Annotated in this window: 17 protein-coding genes; 10 read left to right on the top strand and 7 right to left on the bottom strand. The window is 38.6% G+C overall.

All coding sequences use genetic code 11. The features are described from left to right. Positions 1 to 142: 142 nt before the first annotated feature. Positions 143 to 439 (top strand): GxxExxY protein, encoded by a 297-nt coding sequence (locus tag ES711_RS08455; RefSeq protein ID WP_246139151.1) that lies wholly within the window; start codon positions 143 to 145, stop codon positions 437 to 439. Between the two features lie 786 nt (positions 440 to 1,225). Beyond that, a complete protein-coding gene (locus ES711_RS08440; RefSeq protein ID WP_146892564.1) occupies positions 1,226 to 1,882 on the top strand; it encodes an HD domain-containing protein in 657 nt (218 codons plus the stop codon). Here ES711_RS08440 and ES711_RS08435 read toward each other — a convergent pair whose 3' ends face one another. After that, complete coding sequence (locus tag ES711_RS08435) at positions 1,883 to 2,956, bottom strand: PA0069 family radical SAM protein (protein WP_146892562.1); 1,074 nt, start codon at positions 2,954 to 2,956, stop codon at positions 1,883 to 1,885. Between the two features lie 224 nt (positions 2,957 to 3,180). On the opposite strand from ES711_RS08435, the gene ES711_RS08430 reads away from it, so the two are divergent. Next, positions 3,181 to 5,337 carry a S46 family peptidase gene (locus tag ES711_RS08430; RefSeq protein ID WP_146892560.1) on the top strand — a complete coding sequence of 719 codons (2,157 nt, stop codon included), beginning with the start codon at positions 3,181 to 3,183 and terminating at the stop codon, positions 5,335 to 5,337. 288 nt (positions 5,338 to 5,625) lie between these two features. Here ES711_RS08430 and ES711_RS08425 read toward each other — a convergent pair whose 3' ends face one another. The 6 genes from ES711_RS08425 to ES711_RS08400 form a co-directional block, all read right to left on the bottom strand. Continuing rightward, the gene (locus tag ES711_RS08425; RefSeq protein WP_146892558.1) at positions 5,626 to 6,408 is read right to left on the bottom strand and encodes an enoyl-CoA hydratase/isomerase family protein; all 783 of its coding nucleotides are present in this window, start codon (positions 6,406 to 6,408) and stop codon (positions 5,626 to 5,628) included. A gap of 141 nt (positions 6,409 to 6,549) precedes the next feature. After that, positions 6,550 to 8,001, bottom strand: a complete 1,452-nt coding sequence (locus tag ES711_RS08420; protein ID WP_146892556.1) for a sensor histidine kinase — start codon at positions 7,999 to 8,001, stop codon at positions 6,550 to 6,552. 113 nt (positions 8,002 to 8,114) lie between these two features. Then, positions 8,115 to 8,663, bottom strand: coding sequence for a CopD family protein (locus ES711_RS08415; RefSeq protein ID WP_146892554.1), 549 nt, complete (start codon positions 8,661 to 8,663; stop codon positions 8,115 to 8,117). A 13-nt stretch (positions 8,664 to 8,676) separates the two neighbouring features. Continuing rightward, positions 8,677 to 10,029, bottom strand: a complete 1,353-nt coding sequence (locus ES711_RS08410) for an MATE family efflux transporter (RefSeq protein WP_146892552.1) — start codon at positions 10,027 to 10,029, stop codon at positions 8,677 to 8,679. Then, positions 10,029 to 11,063: a ferrochelatase gene (hemH, locus tag ES711_RS08405; RefSeq protein ID WP_146892550.1), complete on the bottom strand. Its 1,035-nt coding sequence runs from the start codon at positions 11,061 to 11,063 to the stop codon at positions 10,029 to 10,031. Before hemH ends, ES711_RS08410 begins: the two co-directional genes overlap by 1 nt. Positions 11,064 to 11,145: 82 nt before the next feature. Then, on the bottom strand, positions 11,146 to 12,033 hold the full coding sequence (locus ES711_RS08400; protein WP_146892548.1) for a helix-turn-helix transcriptional regulator: 888 nt from the start codon (positions 12,031 to 12,033) through the stop codon (positions 11,146 to 11,148). Positions 12,034 to 12,239: 206 nt separating this feature from the next. On the opposite strand from ES711_RS08400, the gene hemA reads away from it, so the two are divergent. The 7 genes from hemA (at position 12,240) to hemB (ending at position 19,718) form a co-directional block, all read left to right on the top strand. Beyond that, positions 12,240 to 13,499: a glutamyl-tRNA reductase gene (gene hemA, locus ES711_RS08395; RefSeq protein WP_146892546.1), complete on the top strand. Its 1,260-nt coding sequence runs from the start codon at positions 12,240 to 12,242 to the stop codon at positions 13,497 to 13,499. Then, positions 13,492 to 15,069 carry a hydroxymethylbilane synthase gene (gene hemC / locus ES711_RS08390; RefSeq protein WP_146892544.1) on the top strand — a complete coding sequence of 526 codons (1,578 nt, stop codon included), beginning with the start codon at positions 13,492 to 13,494 and terminating at the stop codon, positions 15,067 to 15,069. Before hemA ends, hemC begins: the two co-directional genes overlap by 8 nt. A 295-nt stretch (positions 15,070 to 15,364) precedes the next feature. Further along, complete coding sequence (gene hemE / locus ES711_RS08385) at positions 15,365 to 16,396, top strand: uroporphyrinogen decarboxylase (RefSeq protein ID WP_146892542.1); 1,032 nt, start codon at positions 15,365 to 15,367, stop codon at positions 16,394 to 16,396. Positions 16,397 to 16,461: 65 nt separating this feature from the next. Then, positions 16,462 to 17,223 (top strand): EI24 domain-containing protein, encoded by a 762-nt coding sequence (locus tag ES711_RS08380; RefSeq protein WP_146892540.1) that lies wholly within the window; start codon positions 16,462 to 16,464, stop codon positions 17,221 to 17,223. Next, positions 17,213 to 17,746 carry a GNAT family N-acetyltransferase gene (locus ES711_RS08375; protein WP_146892539.1) on the top strand — a complete coding sequence of 178 codons (534 nt, stop codon included), beginning with the start codon at positions 17,213 to 17,215 and terminating at the stop codon, positions 17,744 to 17,746. The genes ES711_RS08380 and ES711_RS08375 overlap by 11 nt, the downstream gene beginning before the upstream one ends. Beyond that, a complete protein-coding gene (gene hemF / locus ES711_RS08370) occupies positions 17,743 to 18,654 on the top strand; it encodes an oxygen-dependent coproporphyrinogen oxidase (protein ID WP_146892537.1) in 912 nt (303 codons plus the stop codon). Before ES711_RS08375 ends, hemF begins: the two co-directional genes overlap by 4 nt. 71 nt (positions 18,655 to 18,725) lie before the next feature. Then, positions 18,726 to 19,718: a porphobilinogen synthase gene (gene hemB / locus ES711_RS08365; RefSeq protein WP_146892535.1), complete on the top strand. Its 993-nt coding sequence runs from the start codon at positions 18,726 to 18,728 to the stop codon at positions 19,716 to 19,718. Positions 19,719 to 19,945 lie beyond the last annotated feature (227 nt).

The raw sequence follows: 19,945 nt of genomic DNA, 5'->3' as shown, positions 1-19,945 counted from the left end.
TGATCACACTGATTTAGCAGATTTGCACTGATTTTTTTGTTCCTTATTACATTTACTTGATGGACAACTCTAAACATTCAGAAACTACGGATCTTATTTTGAAATGTTTCTACAATGTATATAATCAATTAGGTTATGGGTTTTGGAGAAAGTCTATGAAAAAGCGATGTTCATTGAATTGAAAAGTTTGGGTGTTTTTGTAGAACGACAAAAACAAATCAATGTTCATTATAAGGATCAAATAGTTGGGGAATATAATGCTGATCTAATTGTATCGGAAACCGTTATTATTGAAATTAAAGCTGCGGAATCTTTGTGTGAGGCGCACGAATTTCAACTTATAAACTTTCTCAAAGCCACAGAAATTGAAGTTGGACTGCTGCTGAATTTTGAGAAGACTCCTCAAATAAAACGGAAAATATTTTCGAATAAATTTTAGACCTATTGTAGAACGCAGATGACGCGGATTTAGCTGATTTTTAATTCTCATAATTGTTAATTTAAATAGTTAAAAGCATTCAGAAACTGCCGATTATACATATTAAAGCAGCTGAGTCACTTTGCGAAGCACATGAATTTCAACTTATAAACTAACTCAAAACCACAGAAATTGAAGTTGGACTACTGCTGAATTTTGGAAAAACGCCTCAAATAAAACGGATAATATTTTCGAATAAATTTTAAATGTATTGTAGAACGCAGATGACGCGGATTTAGCTGATTTTTAATTCTCATAATTGTTAATTTAAATAGTTAAAAGCATTCAGAAACTGCCGATTATACATATTAAAGCAGCTGAGTCACTTTGCGAAGCACATGAATTTCAACTTATAAACTAACTCAAAACCACAGAAATTGAAGTTGGACTACTGCTGAATTTTGGAAAAACGCCTCAAATAAAACGGATAATATTTTCGAATAAATTTTAAATGTATTGTAGAACGCAGATGACGCGGATTTAGCTGGTTTTAACTGATTTTTTAGTTCTCTATAACGCACATTCACGATCCACAATCGTTTATGAACTTTTTCTAATAAGTAAAAAATTAGAGTAGAATAACTACTTTGCCATTCATACGAATTTCATTATCTAATTATCTAAATCCTTAAGAATTAACGATCGGATTACTGCTAAATTAACGACTCTTAATCATTTACCAGAAGTAATTTAAAGCAATCTGCGACCATCATAAAAATCCGCGTCATCAGCGTTCTACTCTTTCACATGGAAAATAAACATAATCAAATTGAACAAACCATCTCCTTCGTCAAATCCCAACTGAAAAACGCCGAAGGCGGACACGATTGGTTCCACATCCAAAGGGTGCTAAATAATGCCTTGCTTATAGCCAAAACAGAACACGTTGATGTATTTGTGGTTCAACTCGGGGCATTGCTCCACGACATTGCCGACAGTAAATTCCATAATGGCGATGAAACGGTTGGTCCAAATGTAGCACGCGAGTTCCTAATGAAGATTAATGTAGATTCAAACGTCATTGAGCATGTGGTGAACATCATAGAAAACATCTCTTTTAAAGGTGGAAATGAGCCCCAAAATTTTACTTCCCAGGAGCTTGACGTCATTCAGGATGCCGATCGATTGGATGCTCTTGGAGCTATCGGGATTGCTCGAACTTTCAATTATGGGGGCTTTAAAAATCGAGCCTTATACGATCCCGAGATTCCGCCAAATTTAGCAATGACCAAAGAAGCATATAAAGCATCAAACGCTCCTACCATCAATCACTTCTACGAAAAATTATTACTTCTAAAAGATAAAATGAATACCGAAACAGGCCGAAAAGTTGCTATTGAACGCCATGTCTTCATGGAACAATTCCTCGAGCAGTTTTATGCGGAATGGCAAGGAATGAAATAATTAAAACAACTTCAATTGCCCATCCTTATACTGCTCGTGTAGTGCCGTATTTAAAGTAGGCATAGCTTTGCCCTTAAAATATTTAAGCTTAGCCAATGTCACCATGTCGTTGATTTGTTTGGCAATCTCTCCCTCGCCACGCATACGTGTTCCGTAGCGTGAATCGCTTAAATTTCCACCGTGGCAACTTGCAATCTGATGCAAAACCTTATCCGCCCGATCCGGCATCGTTTTTTTGATCCAATCTGAAAAGATTTCGCCTATGGCCCCGTTTAGTCGCACAATGGTGTGGCCCATACTCGAAGCACCCATTTCTGACACTTTTTTGGCTAAGGGTAAGACTTCGTGACTATTAATGGACGGAATGATAGGTGCCATCATCACATTTACAGGAATACCGTTTTCAGACAAGATTTTTACAGTTTCCAAACGTTTTTTGATGGTTGCCGTTCTTGGCTCCAACACCAGCCTGGTTTCTTCGGACAACGAAGTAATGGACAGATTCACCGCAATTAAATTGTCTTTGGCCAGTGCTTTTAGCAAATCCAGATCTCGCAAAATCAGAGAATTTTTTGTAATGATGCCTACCGGATGCTTGTATTTTAGAAACACTTCCAAACATTGACAGGTCAATTTAAATTTTTGTTCAGCCGGTTGGTAACAGTCCGTATTCCCAGACATCACAATAGGATATGCATGCCAGCTTTTCCTTGTGATGAATTTTTCCAACAGAAGGGGCGCATCTTTTTTTACTAAAATGCGGCGTTCAAAATCGAGTCCCGCACTATAACCCCAAAACTCATGAGTATTGCGGGCATAGCAATAAATACATCCGTGCTCACACCCTTGATACATATTCATAGAATAACCCATTCCCACATCAGGACTGTCCACTTTATTGACAATGGTCTTTGGGAACACTTCCAAATAAAGCGTTTTATTCTTATCGGCCTCCTCCCCTTCTTTAGCGCAATATTCTAAAAAATCATCACGCATTTCATGACTCAATTCAAAGAATTTATTGCGTAGGTTAATTTGTGCACCACGACCTTTAATAGTTGGGTTTGAGTCCATTTTTAGGGATTTATGGGGATTACTATTAATGAGATAAGACCACAAAGTTACTGCCAAACACATCGCTATGATGGCTACAAAATGTAGAAACTAGAATCAACTACTTAGTATCAAATATTTATAACGTGACAGATGTTTAAAAAATAACAGTGTTTTAACAGTTGAAAGTCGTCATAAACCCCCAAAAATTCAATAATTTTAGCCCTCACAAATATTCTTATAACATGAAAAAATTATTGCTCTCCCTCACCATTTTTATGATGACGTTTTCATCGGCGATTAAAGCAGATGAAGGCATGTGGTTTTTGATGCATATTGAGCGTCTTAACCACAGAGACATGCAGAAAATGGGACTTCAATTGACTGCTGAAGAAATTTACAGCGTTAATAACCGTAGTTTAAAAGATGCTATTGTTCAATTTAATGGTGGTTGTACTGCCAGTATTGTGTCTGATAGTGGCTTGGTGTTAACCAATCACCATTGTGGTTACAATGCTATTGCTGAATTATCATCGGCAGACAGAAATCACCTGAAAGATGGCTATTGGGCTAAATCTTTAGATGCCGAATTAAAACCAGAAAGCTTATTCGTAAGATTCTTTGTACGAATGGATGATGTATCTAAACGCATCCTATCACAAGTTAATGCTGGCATGTCTGAAAAAGATCGCGAAGCTGCCATCAACAGAGAAATTGCCAAAATTGAGCAAGAAAATAATGAAGGTGGAAAATATACCGTTTCTGTACGTTCATTTTATCAAGGCAATGAATTCTACTACTTCGTTTATGAAGATTATAAAGATGTCCGTTTGGTAGGTACACCTCCAGAAAGTGTAGGAAAATACGGTGGCGATACCGATAACTGGGAATGGCCAAGACATACTGGCGACTTTGCATTATTCAGAGTGTATGCGGACCAAGATGGAAATCCTGCAGAATACTCCACTGCAAACGTGCCGTTAAAATCTAAATACCATCTTCCTGTAAGTCTTGATGGCGTTAAAGAAAACGATTTTGCAATGATCTTGGGTTACCCAGGAAGAACTAATCGTTGGATGCCAGCACAAGGCGTTGAACAAAACGTAAAGTATGCTTATCCTGCTTGGGTTGAAGGTTCAAAATTGAGCATGGATGTGATGAAGAAATACATGGATAGTGATGAAGCCATCAACTTAATGTATGCGTCTTCTTACGCAAGTATCGCCAACTATTGGAAAAATCGTGGCGGGATGATTGATGCTTTAACAGATCATAAAACTGTTGCCACCAAAACTAAGGTTGAAGATGCTTTTAACAAGTGGGCCAATAAAAAAGAGAATAAAGCACAATATGGAAATGTAATTTCTGATATTAATGCTTATTATAAATTGACCAATGAAAAGGCACAACACGACAATTACTTAACAGGAATTTTACGTGCGAGTAAATTTGCTGCTTTGCCTTCAAGACTAGGTAGTGCTTTAAAACAGTATGCTGAATCTAATGAAGCTGCTCGCGAAAATATGATGCCTAAATTACAGCCGATGATCGATGCATCTTTTAAAGATTTTCATATGCCATTAGAAAAGGAAATTTTGGCAAAACAGTTAAATCTATACGCATCGAAAACCAATTATCCGCTTCCAGAAATGGTTAAGGAAATAGCTGATAAGAACACTAATGATTTTACAGCATTTGTAGATTCTGCTTTTGATACCAGCATCTTTTCTTCTAAACAAAATGTACAAGCTTTCTTGGCAAATCCTGATGTTTCTAAATTAGAAAATGATGTGTTATACAAATTATCTGGTCAGTTATTGACTAAATACAGAGAGCAACCAGAACACTTGGTACAACCTGAAAATAATTATCAAGCGGCTTTCAGAAAGATGGTGGCTGGATTGCGCGAGTCGAAGTTGAGCAACATTCAATATCCTGATGCCAACTCAACCTTACGTTTAAGCTACGGGAAAGTGAGAGCATTACCTGCTGATGACAGAAATGATGCAGCCGTGAACAACTACACCACTTTAAAAGGGATGGTTGCTAAATACGTTCCAAATGACGATGAGTTTGATTTACCTCAAGAGATGCTAGACATTTATGAGAAGAAAGATTACGGCCGTTATGCGAATGAGAAAGGCGAACTTTCAGTAAACTTCTTATCAGACAATGATATTACTGGTGGTAATTCAGGATCTCCTGTCATTAACGGAAAAGGCGAATTGATCGGATTGGCTTTTGACGGTAACATTGAAGCAATGGCTGGTGATGTTATTTTTGATAGCGACCTACAACGTACTATTAATGTTGATATCCGTTATGTACTTTGGTTGATTGACAAATATTCCAACGCAAAACACATTGTTGATGAATTGACGATTGTTGGTGGAAAATTATAAATAGTATTAAGACCGCTTCGCTTTTAGAAGTGAGAATTAAGACTAAAAGGAAAAATGCGAACTATTAATTTAGTTCGCATTTTTTTATATGTATCAATTGATCTTTGAAAATCAACCCAATCAAGGTTATCCGTGTTCTTTAAGACTTGTAACAAACTAGAACAATTGCCCATCTTAATCGACAAGACAGTTGATAGATGATTCAATAAAGATTGAAAATTAAACAACAAAGGGTTATTTTGTCCTATACAATCAGTGAAAATCACCGCAATCAGCGTCTTCTGCGTTCTATTTCCCTGGAAACTCAGCCTTACGCTTTTCTAAAAATGCGGTTGTGCCTTCCGTAAAATCTTCGGTTCCAAAGCACTTACCAAATTGCTTGATTTCTACTTTGTATCCATCAACCCCATCTTTATAATTGGCGTTAATCGCCTTTATAGCGCCTTTTATGGCCACTGTAGAATTACGCATGATCTTGCCTGCAATCTTCTCACATAAAGGCATCAGCTCCTCCTGAGTGGTCACATGATTCACTAAGCCATAAGCTTTGGCAGTTTCGGCGTCAATCATTCCTGCAGTCATCACCATTTCCATAGCACGACCTTTGCCTACCAATTGCGGTAAACGCTGGGTTCCACCATATCCTGGAATCACGCCCAATGAAGTTTCTGGTAGACCCATCTTAGCATTATCGCTGGCCACTCTAAAATGACATGCCATCGCTAATTCAAGTCCACCACCTAATGCGAAACCATTAACTGCGGCAATTACCGGCGTGGATAAATTCTCAACAAAATCAAACAGTAACTCCTGTCCTTTGGCGGCAAGCTTGCCACCGTTTTCTACATCAAAATCGGCAAATTCACTAATATCAGCACCTGCAACAAAAGCTTTTTCGCCACTACCAGTAACGATTATGACTTTGGTTTTCTTGTCTTTATTAGCAACTTTAAACGCTTGGTTAAGCTCATTAATGGTGGCTTTGTTTAAAGCATTTAGCTTATTGGGACGGTTAATGGTTATGGTAGTGATACCATCTTTAGTTTTGGATAATATGTTTTCGTATGACATTATGTTATTTTTTAAAGTTTAGATCTAAATCCTGCAAATTTACACTCGCCAGCTCCTCAAATGGAGTGCAGGGAAACATTTAAAGATACAGAAATTGAAAATTAAGAATAATTTCATAAGATACCTGCGTTTACAGCCAACTTATTGTTTTGGGAATGTTACGGTAAAAGTGGTGCCCTTCCCTTTTTGAGAGGTAAAGGTGATGGTGCCTTTGTAGGTCTCTACGATATTTTTTACCATCGCCAAACCAAGGCCCATCCCGCTAGATTTGGTGGTGAATTTAGGCTCAAAGATTCTCGGAATATTTTCTTCAGATATTCCACGGCCGTTGTCAGCAACAGAAATTTTCACCAATTGATCTTCAGACATGACGCTTACCACAACTTTTGGATCTTTATCTTCAGCAACGGCCTGGGTCGCATTCTTAACTAAATTGGTCACCACGCGGATTAATTGCGTCCGATCCCATTGGGCAATGATTTCTTTTTCATCGGCAATAAAGACAATATAATCTTCGCTAAAAATATCTAAAGCCAATTTCACAATATGCACCACATTAAGGGTTTCATTTTGCTGAGCGGGCATTTTGGCAAAATTTGAAAATGCTGAAGCAATGGAACTCATGGTATCAATTTGCTGAATAAGGGTTTGGCTATACTCCTCAACTTTATGATGAATATCTGGATCTTCAGGATTAAACTTGCGCTGAAAACTTTGCACACTCAAGCGCATTGGCGTCAAGGGATTTTTAATTTCGTGGGCTACCTGTTTTGCCATCTCACGCCAAGCCGCTTCCCGTTCTGAAGTTGCCAATTTTACGGCACTTGCTTGCAATTCATCAATCATGCTGTTATAGGAATTTACTAACGTAGCAATTTCCTCGCTTGATGATTCAATCTCAATGCGTTTATTCTGTTTACCCAGTCGGGTTTCCTTGATTTTATCACTAATTGTTTTTAGCGATTTTGTAATGTATTTTGAAAGAAAATAGGCCAATACAATTGCTAAAACGAGCATCACCAAATACGCATAGCCTAAGCGCTCTAAAAATTCGCGCAATTCTTTATTTAAAAATTCATCATTTTCTAAATAGGGCAAATTTAAGATGGCAATAGGTTTAAATTTTTTGTCTGTAATATAGGTGTAGGACGATTGGAAGGTTTGATTGTTGAGTGTGGTTTTTTCAACATACCGATGTTCTGCCGTGTTGGAAAGATTATTTAAAATATCTGCATTTAAGCATTTTGCGATGGTGTCGCCTTCAATGCTCGACTTAGATGATTTAATTAATCCGCCTTCCAAATCGAGTAAATTAACTTGTAATTGATGGATATCCGCAATTTTATAAATCTCATGCATAAAAATCAACCGGATATTTTCAGTTTTCACCTCCCAAGTGGTTTCTCTTATGACAAAATCGATATGTCGCTTAATATTGTCTTCCTTCCGCTCTAAACGATCTCTATGGTAATCTTGTGCTTCTTCATTGTATTGATATATGGTAACAGCGGCAATAAGCACTGACGCAATTAGCACCAATAAAATCATAGCAAAAAAGATACGTACGCGTAAGGAAAGTCGTCTGAGTTTCATTTAGAAAATTGTAGCGGGATAAATATAGCAATAATCACACCAAATGGCCACTTTTGAAAATGTCCAACATTAGATTCTTAAATTCCATGAGACTACTGTAAAGAACACTGCAGTTAAGCGTCTGGATTTTTTGCCCGTATATTTTTGTAGATTTTAAAGCCGAGCATCAACAGCACGCCTAAAACAATGATGCCAATTACCCCAAAAATCCAATTGATGGAATTTTTTAGAATCACCAGAAATACGACGGAAAATAGAATAAAGGTCGCGCCTTCGTTCCAGAGTCGCATAAAATTGGAGGTTTTCGTGACTTGGCCACGTTGCAGTTGTTTGAAATATTGATGGGTTTTTAGATGGTAAATACTCAGTAAGACAACGAATGCCAATTTCACGTGCATCCACCCTTGGTGTAACCACGCCGGCATCAATACAATCAACCAAATTGCAAAAAATGTGGCGAGAATAGCAGAAGGCCAGGTAATGATATTCCATAGCCGTTTCGCCATCAATTTCAGCTGTTCGCCTAAAATTTCCTTAGCAGGTGAGGGTTTTTGAGAGGCTTCAATTTGATAGACAAATAATCTGGGAATGTAAAACAACCCCGCAAACCAAGTGATGACAAAAATAAGATGTAAGGCTTTGATGTAGTTGTAATATTCCATGGCGTAAAATTAATTAAACATCTTTGGGAATTAAATTTTTCTTAACCTCACGATTCAAAAAATAAGCGGTCACAATAGTGGCCAAAATATCGGAAATTGGAAAGGAAATCCACACCCCTAATTCGCCGAAAAATTTTGGTAAAATTAAAATGAGGGGAATAAAGAAAAACCCTTGCCGTAATAAGGTTAGCAATAATGCTGGCATTGCTTTCCCAATGGCTTGAAAATAAGCCGCTCCAATTAATTGCCAGGCAATAATAGGAGTTGCGACAAACACCCATCGCATATCGTTGGGCGCCTGACGGAGCACCTCAGCATCCGTAGTAAACATTCGGGTAATTTGTTCCGGAAAAATCATCAAGACAATAAATACGATAGAGGCTAAAATAGCGGCGTATTTAATGGCAATGTTTAGCGTTTCCCTAACCCGATGGTAATTTTCTGCACCGTAATTAAATCCTGCAATTGGCAAGAAGCCTTGGGTAACCCCTAAAACAGGAAACATGGCAAACATTAACATCCGGCCCGCAATGGCGTAAGATGTTACGGAAGTTTCGCCGCCCAAATCGAACAAAATATTGTTCATAAATAAATAGGTGATACTCACGACGGCTTGTCGGGCAAGCGTGACAAAACCAAGCGATGAAATTTCCTTAACGATTGGGAAATTCAATCCCAAATGAGAAAAATTAATTTTTAGTTCTGATTTATTGGAGGCATAAAACCAAATGATAAATGCTAAACAAAACACATAAGATAATGTGGTGGCCCAAGCAGCGCCCGCCATTCCGTAATCTAATACATAAATAAAAATATAATCCATGATCAGGTTACTGACCGACGGAATCATCATGGCATACATGGCGAATTTCGGTTTGCCTTCCGCGCGAATCACCGTGTTGGCCATCATGCAAAGTGCCAAAACAGGTACGCCGTAAAGCACAATTTCATAATAGGTTTTAGCCGGTTCAAAAATGGCACCTCGACCCCCAAAAGAATCGATAATGGCATTAGAAAAAAGCAAACCGACTGTTACCAAGGTCATGGTTAACACCAAGGTTAAGGTAATCTGATTGCCAAAGGTTTTGAGGGCTTTTTGATAATTATTCCCTCCAAGCGCTCTCGAAATTATGGAGGAACCACCAATACCAATGGACATCCCTAAGGCAGCAATAAAAAATGACACGGGCAATACCACATTAATTGCGGCAATGGCCGTGGCACCAATCCAATTCCCCACAAATATGGTATCGACCAAAATATTTAGTGACATCACTAAAATCCCGATAGACGCCGGCAACGCTTGCTTAATAATAAGCTTGCTTATGGGTTTAGTACCCAAATCCTGTGAAGAATCATTAGCCATTATGCGGTGACGGTTTCAGAAATTGCCCAATCATTGATCCAATTGGACAGTAATGCTACAAATTCGGCGTCGTCATTTAAACACGGTACGGTGGTAAAATCCTTACCGCCCATTTCGTGAAAAATTTCTTCGCCTTCCATAGCAATTTCTTCCAAAGTTTCCAGACAATCGCTCACAAACGCTGGAGTAACGACCGCCATTTTTTTGACACCTTGTTTCCCAAAACGTTCAATTGTCAAGTCCGTTGGTGGTTGTAACCATGGATCAAATCCTAATCGCGATTGGAAAGAGCTGGAATAAGTTCCCGGCGCCAAATTCAATTTTTCAGCTACCAAACGGGTCACTTCCAAACATTGGTGACGGTAGCAAAATTCGTGTGCTGGCGATGGCGTGATGCAGCAGCTCTTATCGATTTTACAATGCGATTTCGTAATGTCGCGCTTGCGGATATGACGTTCCGGAACACCGTGATACGAAAAGAGCAAATGTTCGTAGGGATTATTTTCCAAATGTCTGGCAATGGAATTTGAAAGCACATCTATATAATCTTCACGATTGTAAAAGGCTTTTAAGTCGGATATTTTAAGATTTGGAAAATGCTCTTTACGGATTTCCTCGGCCAAAACTAAAATGGTTTCAGTGGTAGCCATGGCAAATTGCGGGTAAAGTGGCATTAAAAACACGTCCTCTACACCCTTATCGACCAATTCTTGAAGCCCTTTTTTAATGGTCATACTTCCGTAACGCATGGCTAAGGCCACAGGTAGTTCCGTTTGTTGCTGAATCTTTTTTTGAAGCCGCTCCGAAATCACAATAAGCGGCGAGCCTTCGTCCCACCATATTTTTTTATAGGCTTCCGCAGATGCCTTAGGTCGTGTGTTTAAAATAATGCCTTTCACAATAAGCGTTCGCGCCCAAAGTGGTACATCAATGACGCGTTCGTCCATTAAAAACTCACTTAAATAAGGCTTAACATCTTCAGGTGTTGGGCTCTCTGGCGACCCAAGATTAACAAGTAGTACTCCTTTTTTCATTGAACAGTTTTTATCATACCTTCTTGAGAAGGTCACTTTTTTCAAGCCTTTAGGTCTTAGAAACCAGCAAGCCATTTATAATTTACGAAGATAAGGACATTAGGTATTTTTTTGGTGTGGTACCAAACTTCTTTTTAAATGCCGCAATAAAATGACTCGATGCGCTGTAGCCAACTTTTAAACCAACTTCATTAACATTATGTTCTCCTGATTCTAGCAGCTTTCTCGCCACTTCCATCTTATAATCAAATAAGAAACTATACACGGTATCCCCATAAATCTGTTTGAAACCTTCTTTTAATTTTTTCAAATTCAGCCCAATCTCATCAGATAGCTCCTGCAATGTGGGCGGTTCGGCCATTCTGGAAATGATGATATCTTTGGCTTTTCTTATTTTGATGACATTGGTTTCATCCACCAAAAATGGACATTGTTCAATATTCGCATCTTCACTCCTATTAAAATACAGACTCAACAATTCATACGCCTTTCCCTTAAAGTATAAGTTTTTAATGGATGAATTCAGGTTGTAGTGCATCAATTGGGTCAGCACTATGGCCGAAGAAGGGGAAATCTTGCCATCTTTATAGTATTTTTTATCTTTATTGTCATCACTTAAAAAAGTGATGTAATCGGCTTCTTGGGAAAATAAACCGTGAAATTTTTTGATGGAGATCAAAATGGACACCAACCACGTGTTGGGCTGCATTTCCAAATGTATGGGCAGATCGCGTTGCGGATTATACAGCAGAAGCGAATTTTCTTCCATAATGTCCAAAGCGTAGCGGCCTTCATTAAACATAAATTTACTGGAGCCCTTTAAACAAAAGTGAAATTGTATATAATTACTGTCAATCTCGCGTTGGACAACTTTAACCCGTGGCTCTTCATTTTGACAGGTCAGTACAAAAAATCCATCCTCTACTTGTGTCTCTTCAAATGAACCTTTAGCGACATTTTTCAAATCCATAATCTTTAAAATTAGATATCCTTTATTTAGATTCATTCTAAACAAATAGCGCTTAAAGCACTGATATGACTGCAAAAATATGATATTTATCATACTTTTAGAGTTAAAAGGGGTAAAAAACCACAAGCGACACTAATAGTTCTTCGAGCGTTGTTTTTATTCGATGGACATTTCTATTTTTGCTATGAAAATTTTCCAAATCAGGTATGGAGCATTACCACATGACAAGAGGCACATATTTTTATGCCATTGGTTTAAGCTATAAAAAGGCGGATGCCGATGTTAGAGGGCATTTTAGTTTAGATGAAACATCTAAAGAAACCCTTCTTAACCAGGCAAAAACCGAAGGTATTGAGAGTTTGATCGTCACCTCAACCTGTAACCGAACAGAAATTTACGGCTTTGCAGAACACCCGTACCAACTCATCAAATTACTTTGTGACAATACAAAAGGCACGGTTGAAGAATTTCAGGAAGTAGCCTATATTTATAAAAATAAAGAAGCCATTTCTCACATGTTCCGGGTTGGATCAGGATTGGACAGCCAAATTTTAGGCGATTTCGAAATCATCAGTCAACTTAAAAAGAGTGCTAGAGAGTCTAAAAAATTAGGATTACTTAATGCTTTTACGGAGCGTTTGATCAATGCGGTCATTCAGGCCAGCAAACGTATTAAGACAGAAACCGAAATTTCCTCAGGAGCCACCTCCGTATCTTTTGCATCGGTACATTATATTCTGAAGACGGTAGAAGAAGTTTCGAGTAAAAATATTCTACTATTCGGAACGGGCAAAATTGGTAGAAACACCTGCGAAAATCTTGTAAAACACACTAAAAACGATCATATCACCCTTATCAACAGAACAAAAACTAAAGCTGAAGAAGTTGCTGGTAAGTTTAATTTGTTGGTAAAGGATTATGCTAATCTTCAGGAGGAAATCAACGCTTCTGACATTTTAATCGTGGCTACTGGGGCACTCAATCCTACGGTAGACAAGCACTGCATCCAATCTAAAAAACCATTATTAATTTTAGATTTGTCCATCCCAAGAAACGTGAATCAAAACGTGACGGAATTGGAACATGTCACTTTAGTGCATTTGGACGATTTGTCGCAAATGACGGATGACACCTTAGAGCGCAGAAAAGCGTTCATTCCGGTAGCCGAACAAATTCTTGAAGAGGTAAAATTAGACTTTAACAGCTGGTTGGCCACCCGAAAATTTGCACCAACCATCAATGCTTTAAAGCACAAGTTGCTCGATTTCAAAAATGCGGAATTAGAGACACAACGTAAAAAACACGCCGATTTTAATGAAGCTCAAGCCGAATTGATCAGCAATAATATCATTCAAAAAATAACGAACCACTTTGCATACCATCTCAAAAACGATGATATGTCTACTGACGACAGTATCGAACTTATCAAAAAAGTGTTCCAGTTAGAATCTCCATCACATGTCTAAACTTATAAGAATTGGTACCCGCGATAGCGAACTTGCGCTATGGCAAGCCAAAACTATACAACAACAACTCGAACATTTGGGTCATAAAACCGTCTTGGTTCCCGTGAAATCTACCGGCGATATGCTGCTGGATAAACCCATTTACGAATTAGGCATTACCGGCGTCTTTACACGTATTCTTGACACGGCTATGCTCAACAATAAAATTGATATTGCCGTACATTCTTTAAAGGATGTGCCTACGTTATTGCCTACAGGCATTGTACAGGCCGCCGTTATAAAACGCGGCAATGTTAGAGATACTTTAGTTTTTAAAGACAATGAAGAGTTTTTATCCCAACGGGAAGCCATTATTGCGACCGGAAGTTTAAGACGTAAAGCCCAATGGCTCAGCCGTTACCCAACCCACACAATCGTCGGTTTACGCGGAAATGTGAATACCAGATTACAAAAACTGGAAGATAATGAAGATTGGGATGGTGCCATATTTGCCGCCGCGGGTATTGGCAGAATTGGTGTACGCCCAGAAGAAGCTATAAATTTAGAGTGGATGGTTCCGGCACCGGGACAGGGCGCTATTATGGTTACTGCTCGTGAAGACGATGAGGAAATCCTGGCCATGTGCAAAGAAATAAACCATGAAGAAACAGAAATTTGCACTACTATAGAGCGTACATTTTTAAATCTGTTGGAAGGTGGCTGTTCAGCACCAATTGGTGCTTTGGCTTTCATTAAAAATGAAGAAGTATCCTTTCAAGGGGTCTTGTTGAGTTTAGATGGCAGCAAAAAAATTGAAGTGACTCGTAAAGAGAAACTCGGCAACCACCATAATATGGCGCAATATGCTGCCGAATATGTTTTGGAGCGTGGCGGAAGCAGAATCATGAATGAACTTGACGATGCAGATAAAAATGTAAAAATATTCTCTACCAAGAACTTGTCTGAATTGCAGCGTCAGCGTTTTCAGAATGTGAATGTAGAAAGTACTGATTTTTTAAAAATTAGCTTGAACAGAATTCCAAAACCACTTTTAAAGTCGCCTATTCAAAATGTGATCATCACCAGTCAAAATGCGGTGGAAGCTATTACTGCTATTGTTCCAAAAGAAGAATTACAGTTTAAAAACATTTATTGCGTGGGTCGTCGCACCAAAAAACTGATTGAAACGAAAATTGGAAAAGTTAAACATTCTGAAAATTACGCCAAATTGTTAGCTGATCATTTAGTGGAATTTATTGACGGCACAGAAGTGACTCATTTTTGTAGTGATATCCGTTTGGACGAGATTTCTCAAACGCTAGAAAAGAACCACATTAAAGTGAATGAGGTTGAGGCTTATAAAACAATATTGGACGCGACAGAAATCGATTCTAAAATTGAAGGCATTATGTTTTACAGCCCTTCCACTGTTGCCGCTTTTTTAGAACATAATGAGCCAGCACAAAAAGTGGCCTACTGTATAGGCGAGACGACCGCGAACGAAGCTAAAAAGCATTTTGAAGATGTACGCGTGGCAAAAATTCCAACGGTGGAAAGTGTGATTGATTTGGTCAACGAACAGTACGCATAACCATTTGCGGCTTCAAGCCTTTTTAAAATAGAATTAATAGGTTGTATTGACAACATCATATATTAAATGAACAACCTCGACCCAAGGGTACGAGGTATCAGGTAGAAGTTCCTTTTTTATTTCAACGCAGAGCGTCGGGGAATAAAACCCAAGGATCCCGCTAAAAAGCGGGATTAGTTCAACCAACAATTTTTAATTCATTGCTTCGCAACTTTTAAAAATTGAGTTTCACTAATTTAAAAGAATATTTATAACTTAAAACAAGGAGATTCTTGCCATCGCAGGAATGTGGGACATGATAAAAAACGATTTATACTTAAAAGCATTAAGAGGAGAAACAGTTGATCGTCCTCCAGTTTGGATGATGCGTCAAGCGGGACGTTACTTACCGGAGTTTCAAGAAATAAAAGCTAAATACGACTTCTTTACACGTTGCCGTACTCCAGAATTGGCCAGTGAAATTACGGTGCAACCTATACGTCGTTACAGTATGGATGCCGCCATTTTATTCAGCGATATTTTGGTCATCCCTCAAGCGATGAATATTGAGGTGCAAATGAAACCGGATTTTGGACCATATTTACCAAATCCTATCCGCACTCAAAAGGATGTTGACAATGTCATTGTTCCTGATGTTCATGTCGCATTGGATTATGTGATGCAAGCCATTAAACTCACAAAGGAAATGCTGAATGACGAGGTGCCACTTATTGGTTTTGCCGGTTCACCTTGGACGATATTATGCTATTGTGTACAAGGTCAGGGCAGTAAAAACTTTGACAAAGCGAAGCAGTTTTGTTTTACAAATCCCATTGCAGCACACCAATTATTACAAAAAATTACTGATACCACCATCACTTACTTAAAAGCTAAAGTAGCCGTTGGTTGTGATGCAGTGCAGATTTTTGATTCGTGGGGAGGCATGTTATCGCCTACTGATTATACAGAATTTTCATGGCAATACATCAACCAAATCATTGAAGCCCTAAAGGATGATGCTCCAGTAATTGCCTTTGGTAAAGGCTGTTGGTTTGCGTTGCACGATATGGCTCATTCTAATGCCTCTGCTTTGGGAATTGATTGGACCTGTTCTCCACAGAATGCACGGTATTTATCTGGTGGAAAAATCACCTTACAAGGTAATTTTGACCCAACCCGACTATTTTCTCCACCTGCAGAAATCAAAAAGATGGTACATCAGATGATTAATGAGTTTGGCAAAGACAGATATATCGTAAATTTAGGTCACGGTATTTTACCTAACATTCCATTAGACAATGCAAAAGCGTTTATTGATGCAGTGAAGGAATACCAAATTCCAAACTAAAATATAAAAACCCTCATAGATTTTGAGTCGCGAAATTCCGGAGCTATGAGGTGTTATCTCAAGCTATGGTACGCAATATTTTTAGAGGTATAACAGCCTATGCCGGAACGTTCAAACTGATTTCCAAACTCAACCTTTGGAAGTATTTTGGCGTCCCTATAGGTATCAGCATCGTTGTTGCGAGCACCATCATCATTGCAGCGTATGGCCTATCTGATAATTTTGGAAATTATATTTCAAAACTATGGATATGGGATTGGGGAAAAGAAACTTTTTTGCTCATTAGTGAGATTTTAAGCGGAGTTTTAATTCTTATCATAGGATTTATTCTTTACAAACATATTGTAATGGCCTTGGCCGCGCCATTTATGAGCCCCGTGTCAGAAAAAATTGAGGCGCATCTATTAGGGGTTGAAAGGCATAATCATCGGGATACCTCGTTTGCAGAACAATTATGGAGAGGTACACGAATTAACCTACGGAATTTGTTGTTAGAACTGCTATTCACCATTCCTATTATACTGATTGGGTTTATTCCGGTTGTGGGTATCATCTCGACAGTTTTAGTGTTTTTGATACAAGCCTATTATGCAGGATTCGGAAATATGGACTACACCTTGGAGCGCCATTTTAAATACGATGAAAGCATCACTTTTGTAAAAGAACATCGCGGATTGGCCATTGGCAACGGAATAGTATTTATGCTCTTCCTTTTGATTCCGGTGATAGGAATTATTCTAGTGTTACCCCTATCAGTAACTGCAGCCTCAACAGAAACCGTAAAAGCCCTAAAAGCACAAAACAGACTAACCTCTCATGATCTATAGTTCAGACTCGCTCAGCATTTCAGAATTAGTGCCCGATGATGCCTTGCAACTGAACAAACTATTGGTATCCAATACTCAACGATTTATACGTTTTTTACCGTTGACCTTAGCGGATAACAGAACCTTACAAAGCACCAAAAATTACATCAAAATAAAAATTGAAGCAGCTGAAAATAAAGAGGAATTTGTATTTGTCCTAAAAGATAAATATCACATTCAAATTATAGGTTTGATCATTTTAAAACAAATTAATTGGGATACTAACCAGGGCGAATTTGCGTATTGCATCGGTAACGGTCACAAAGGTAAAGGTTTGATGAGTGAAGCCATTTTAGCAGTGTCGTCCTACGTCAGAGATAAGCTCGGATTGACAACCATGCAAATCATTACCCATAAAACCAACGTCTCTAGCCTAAACGTCGCTTTAAATGCTGGGTTTACATGGAAACGGACTTTAATTAATGAATTTACGCCCTTAAATGAAGCTCCTCTAGATATGGAACTATTTGAATTAACAATATGAAAGATAAATTTTACAATTATATACTCGAATTACAAGATACCATCACTGCAAAACTTGAAGAAGTTGATGGCAAAGCGACATTTCGACAGGATGTTTGGGAACGCCCCGAAGGTGGCGGCGGACGGACGCGCGTTATAGAAAACGGAGACGTTTTTGAAAAAGGAGGTGTCAACATTTCTGCAGTTCATGGCGAATTACCGGAAAGTATGCAACAGTACTTTGGGGTTACTGATGCCAACTTTTTCGCCTGTGGCCTAAGCTTGGTATTGCATCCAAAAAACCCAAAGGTCCCAACAGTACATGCCAATTGGCGCTATTTTGAATTGTACGATCAAAATGGAAATATTGCCGATTCTTGGTTTGGCGGCGGACAGGATTTAACGCCCTATTATTTGTTTGAAGATGATGCCGTCCATTTTCATCAGGTTTGTAAAGCCGCTTGCGACAAACACCATCCGGAATATTATGATTTCTACAAAAAGAAGTGTGATGCCTATTTCTGGAATGCTCATCGCAATGAAGCCCGTGGAGTTGGGGGTTTATTCTTTGATTATTGCAAATCTACCGATACATTTTCTATGCAAGATTGGTTTGCATTTGTAACAGAGGTCGGTAATAGTTTCTTAGAATCTTATGTACCCATTGTAGAAAAACGTAAACATCTTGATTACACAGATGCCCAAAGAACTTGGCAAGAAATACGTCGTGGGCGCTATGTAGAGTTCAACTTGGTACACGATAAAGGCACCTTGTTCGGGTTAAAAACCAATGGTCGCATAGAAAGTATTTTGATGAGTTTACCGCCACACGTGCAGTGGGTGTATGACCACCATCCAGAAGCAGGGAGCGAAGAGGAACAATTATTAAATGTTTTGAAAAATCCAGTCGATTGGATTACAATACCGTAAACAACGTACGCGAATTGCGTAACATATTATATAAACCGCAGTAGTGATGCTGCACTTTGAAGATTTAAATTATGTACCCATTAAGAAGAAATAGACGTTTGAGAGCTAATGAAGCCATTCGTTCATTGGTAAGAGAGACTATCATCTCTCCAAACGATTTTTTAGTCCCACTTTTTGTAGTGGAAGGCAAAAACGTGAAAGAGGAAATAGCATCCATGCCAAATTATTACCGCTACAGTTTAGACTTACTTGAAAAAGAAGTGAAAGACTTATGGCAGATGGGCTTAAAATCAGTATTACTTTTTGTAAAAGTACCGGATAACCTTAAAGACAATAAGGGCGCTGAAGCACTTAATGACAACGGCTTAATGCAACGTGCTATTAAAACGGTTAAAAATGCCTGTCCAGAGATGTTGGTAATGACTGACGTGGCCTTTGATCCGTATTCGGCTTATGGCCACGACGGGATTATTGAAAATGGCATCATTTTAAATGACGAGAGTGCTGACATGTTAGCGCAAATGAGCGTTTCGCACGCTAACGCTGGTGCCGATTTTGTTGCACCGAGTGATATGATGGACGGTCGCATTTTAGCCATTAGAGAGGCACTAGAAGACGAAGGCTTTACGGACACCGGCATTATGAGCTATTCCGCAAAATATGCTTCGTCATTTTATGGTCCTTTCCGTGATGCCTTAGATTCTGCACCTGTAAACATGAAAAATATTCCAAAGGATAAGAAAACCTATCAAATGGATTACGCCAACAGATTTGAAGCGCTCAGAGAAACCGAAATGGATATTGACGAAGGGGCAGATATTGTCATGATTAAACCAGGTTTGTGCTATTTGGATATCGTTCGCGAAATTAAAAATGCCGTAGATGTACCTGTAGCGGTGTACCAAGTGTCTGGCGAATATGCCATGCTAAAAGCAGCCGCAGAAAAAGGTTGGCTAGACCACGATGCAGTGGTGATGGAGCAAATTACCGCCATAAAACGTGCCGGTGCTGATGTGATTGCTTCCTATTTTGCCAAAGATGTCATCAGGATTTTGAATTCTTAAAACACGACCAAATAAATTTTACATTGAGCACTTTATGGTGAGTTTCATCCCGAATTGGAAACTTCATAAAGCGCTCAATTTTTAGCAACCATAACCATTAGAAGTTTGAACGCTGGCCCTAGGAAAATGGAGCAAGCAATTGGTAGAAAAAGACACCATTCTATGCTATTATCGAATATGAAGTCCTGTAATTGATTACCATACACACCACTTCGAACCAAATTCTA

The sequence above is a fragment of the Gelidibacter salicanalis genome, from assembly GCF_007997285.1.
In the GTDB taxonomy this organism is placed as follows: Bacteria; Bacteroidota; Bacteroidia; order Flavobacteriales; family Flavobacteriaceae; genus Gelidibacter; species Gelidibacter salicanalis.
The sequence above is the reverse complement of the archived record's forward strand: the minus strand, read 5'-3'. Positions and strand labels throughout refer to the sequence as shown.

What these genes read in the sequence shown, in the direction of transcription:
- hemC (WP_146892544.1), top strand. Translation starts at nt 13,492, where the DNA reads ATGTCTAAACTTATAAGAATTGGTACCCGCGATAGCGAACTTGCGCTA.
- hemH (WP_146892550.1), bottom strand. Translation starts at nt 11,063, where the DNA reads ATGAAAAAAGGAGTACTACTTGTTAATCTTGGGTCGCCAGAGAGCCCA.
- ES711_RS08375 (WP_146892539.1), top strand. Translation starts at nt 17,213, where the DNA reads ATGATCTATAGTTCAGACTCGCTCAGCATTTCAGAATTAGTGCCCGAT.
- ES711_RS08430 (WP_146892560.1), top strand. Translation starts at nt 3,181, where the DNA reads ATGAAAAAATTATTGCTCTCCCTCACCATTTTTATGATGACGTTTTCA.
- ES711_RS08425 (WP_146892558.1), bottom strand. Translation starts at nt 6,408, where the DNA reads ATGTCATACGAAAACATATTATCCAAAACTAAAGATGGTATCACTACC.
- ES711_RS08415 (WP_146892554.1), bottom strand. Translation starts at nt 8,663, where the DNA reads ATGGAATATTACAACTACATCAAAGCCTTACATCTTATTTTTGTCATC.
- hemF (WP_146892537.1), top strand. Translation starts at nt 17,743, where the DNA reads ATGAAAGATAAATTTTACAATTATATACTCGAATTACAAGATACCATC.
- ES711_RS08435 (WP_146892562.1), bottom strand. Translation starts at nt 2,956, where the DNA reads ATGGACTCAAACCCAACTATTAAAGGTCGTGGTGCACAAATTAACCTA.
- hemE (WP_146892542.1), top strand. Translation starts at nt 15,365, where the DNA reads ATGATAAAAAACGATTTATACTTAAAAGCATTAAGAGGAGAAACAGTT.
- hemB (WP_146892535.1), top strand. Translation starts at nt 18,726, where the DNA reads ATGTACCCATTAAGAAGAAATAGACGTTTGAGAGCTAATGAAGCCATT.
- ES711_RS08380 (WP_146892540.1), top strand. Translation starts at nt 16,462, where the DNA reads ATGGTACGCAATATTTTTAGAGGTATAACAGCCTATGCCGGAACGTTC.
- ES711_RS08410 (WP_146892552.1), bottom strand. Translation starts at nt 10,029, where the DNA reads ATGGCTAATGATTCTTCACAGGATTTGGGTACTAAACCCATAAGCAAG.
- ES711_RS08420 (WP_146892556.1), bottom strand. Translation starts at nt 8,001, where the DNA reads ATGAAACTCAGACGACTTTCCTTACGCGTACGTATCTTTTTTGCTATG.
- hemA (WP_146892546.1), top strand. Translation starts at nt 12,240, where the DNA reads ATGGAGCATTACCACATGACAAGAGGCACATATTTTTATGCCATTGGT.
- ES711_RS08440 (WP_146892564.1), top strand. Translation starts at nt 1,226, where the DNA reads ATGGAAAATAAACATAATCAAATTGAACAAACCATCTCCTTCGTCAAA.
- ES711_RS08400 (WP_146892548.1), bottom strand. Translation starts at nt 12,033, where the DNA reads ATGGATTTGAAAAATGTCGCTAAAGGTTCATTTGAAGAGACACAAGTA.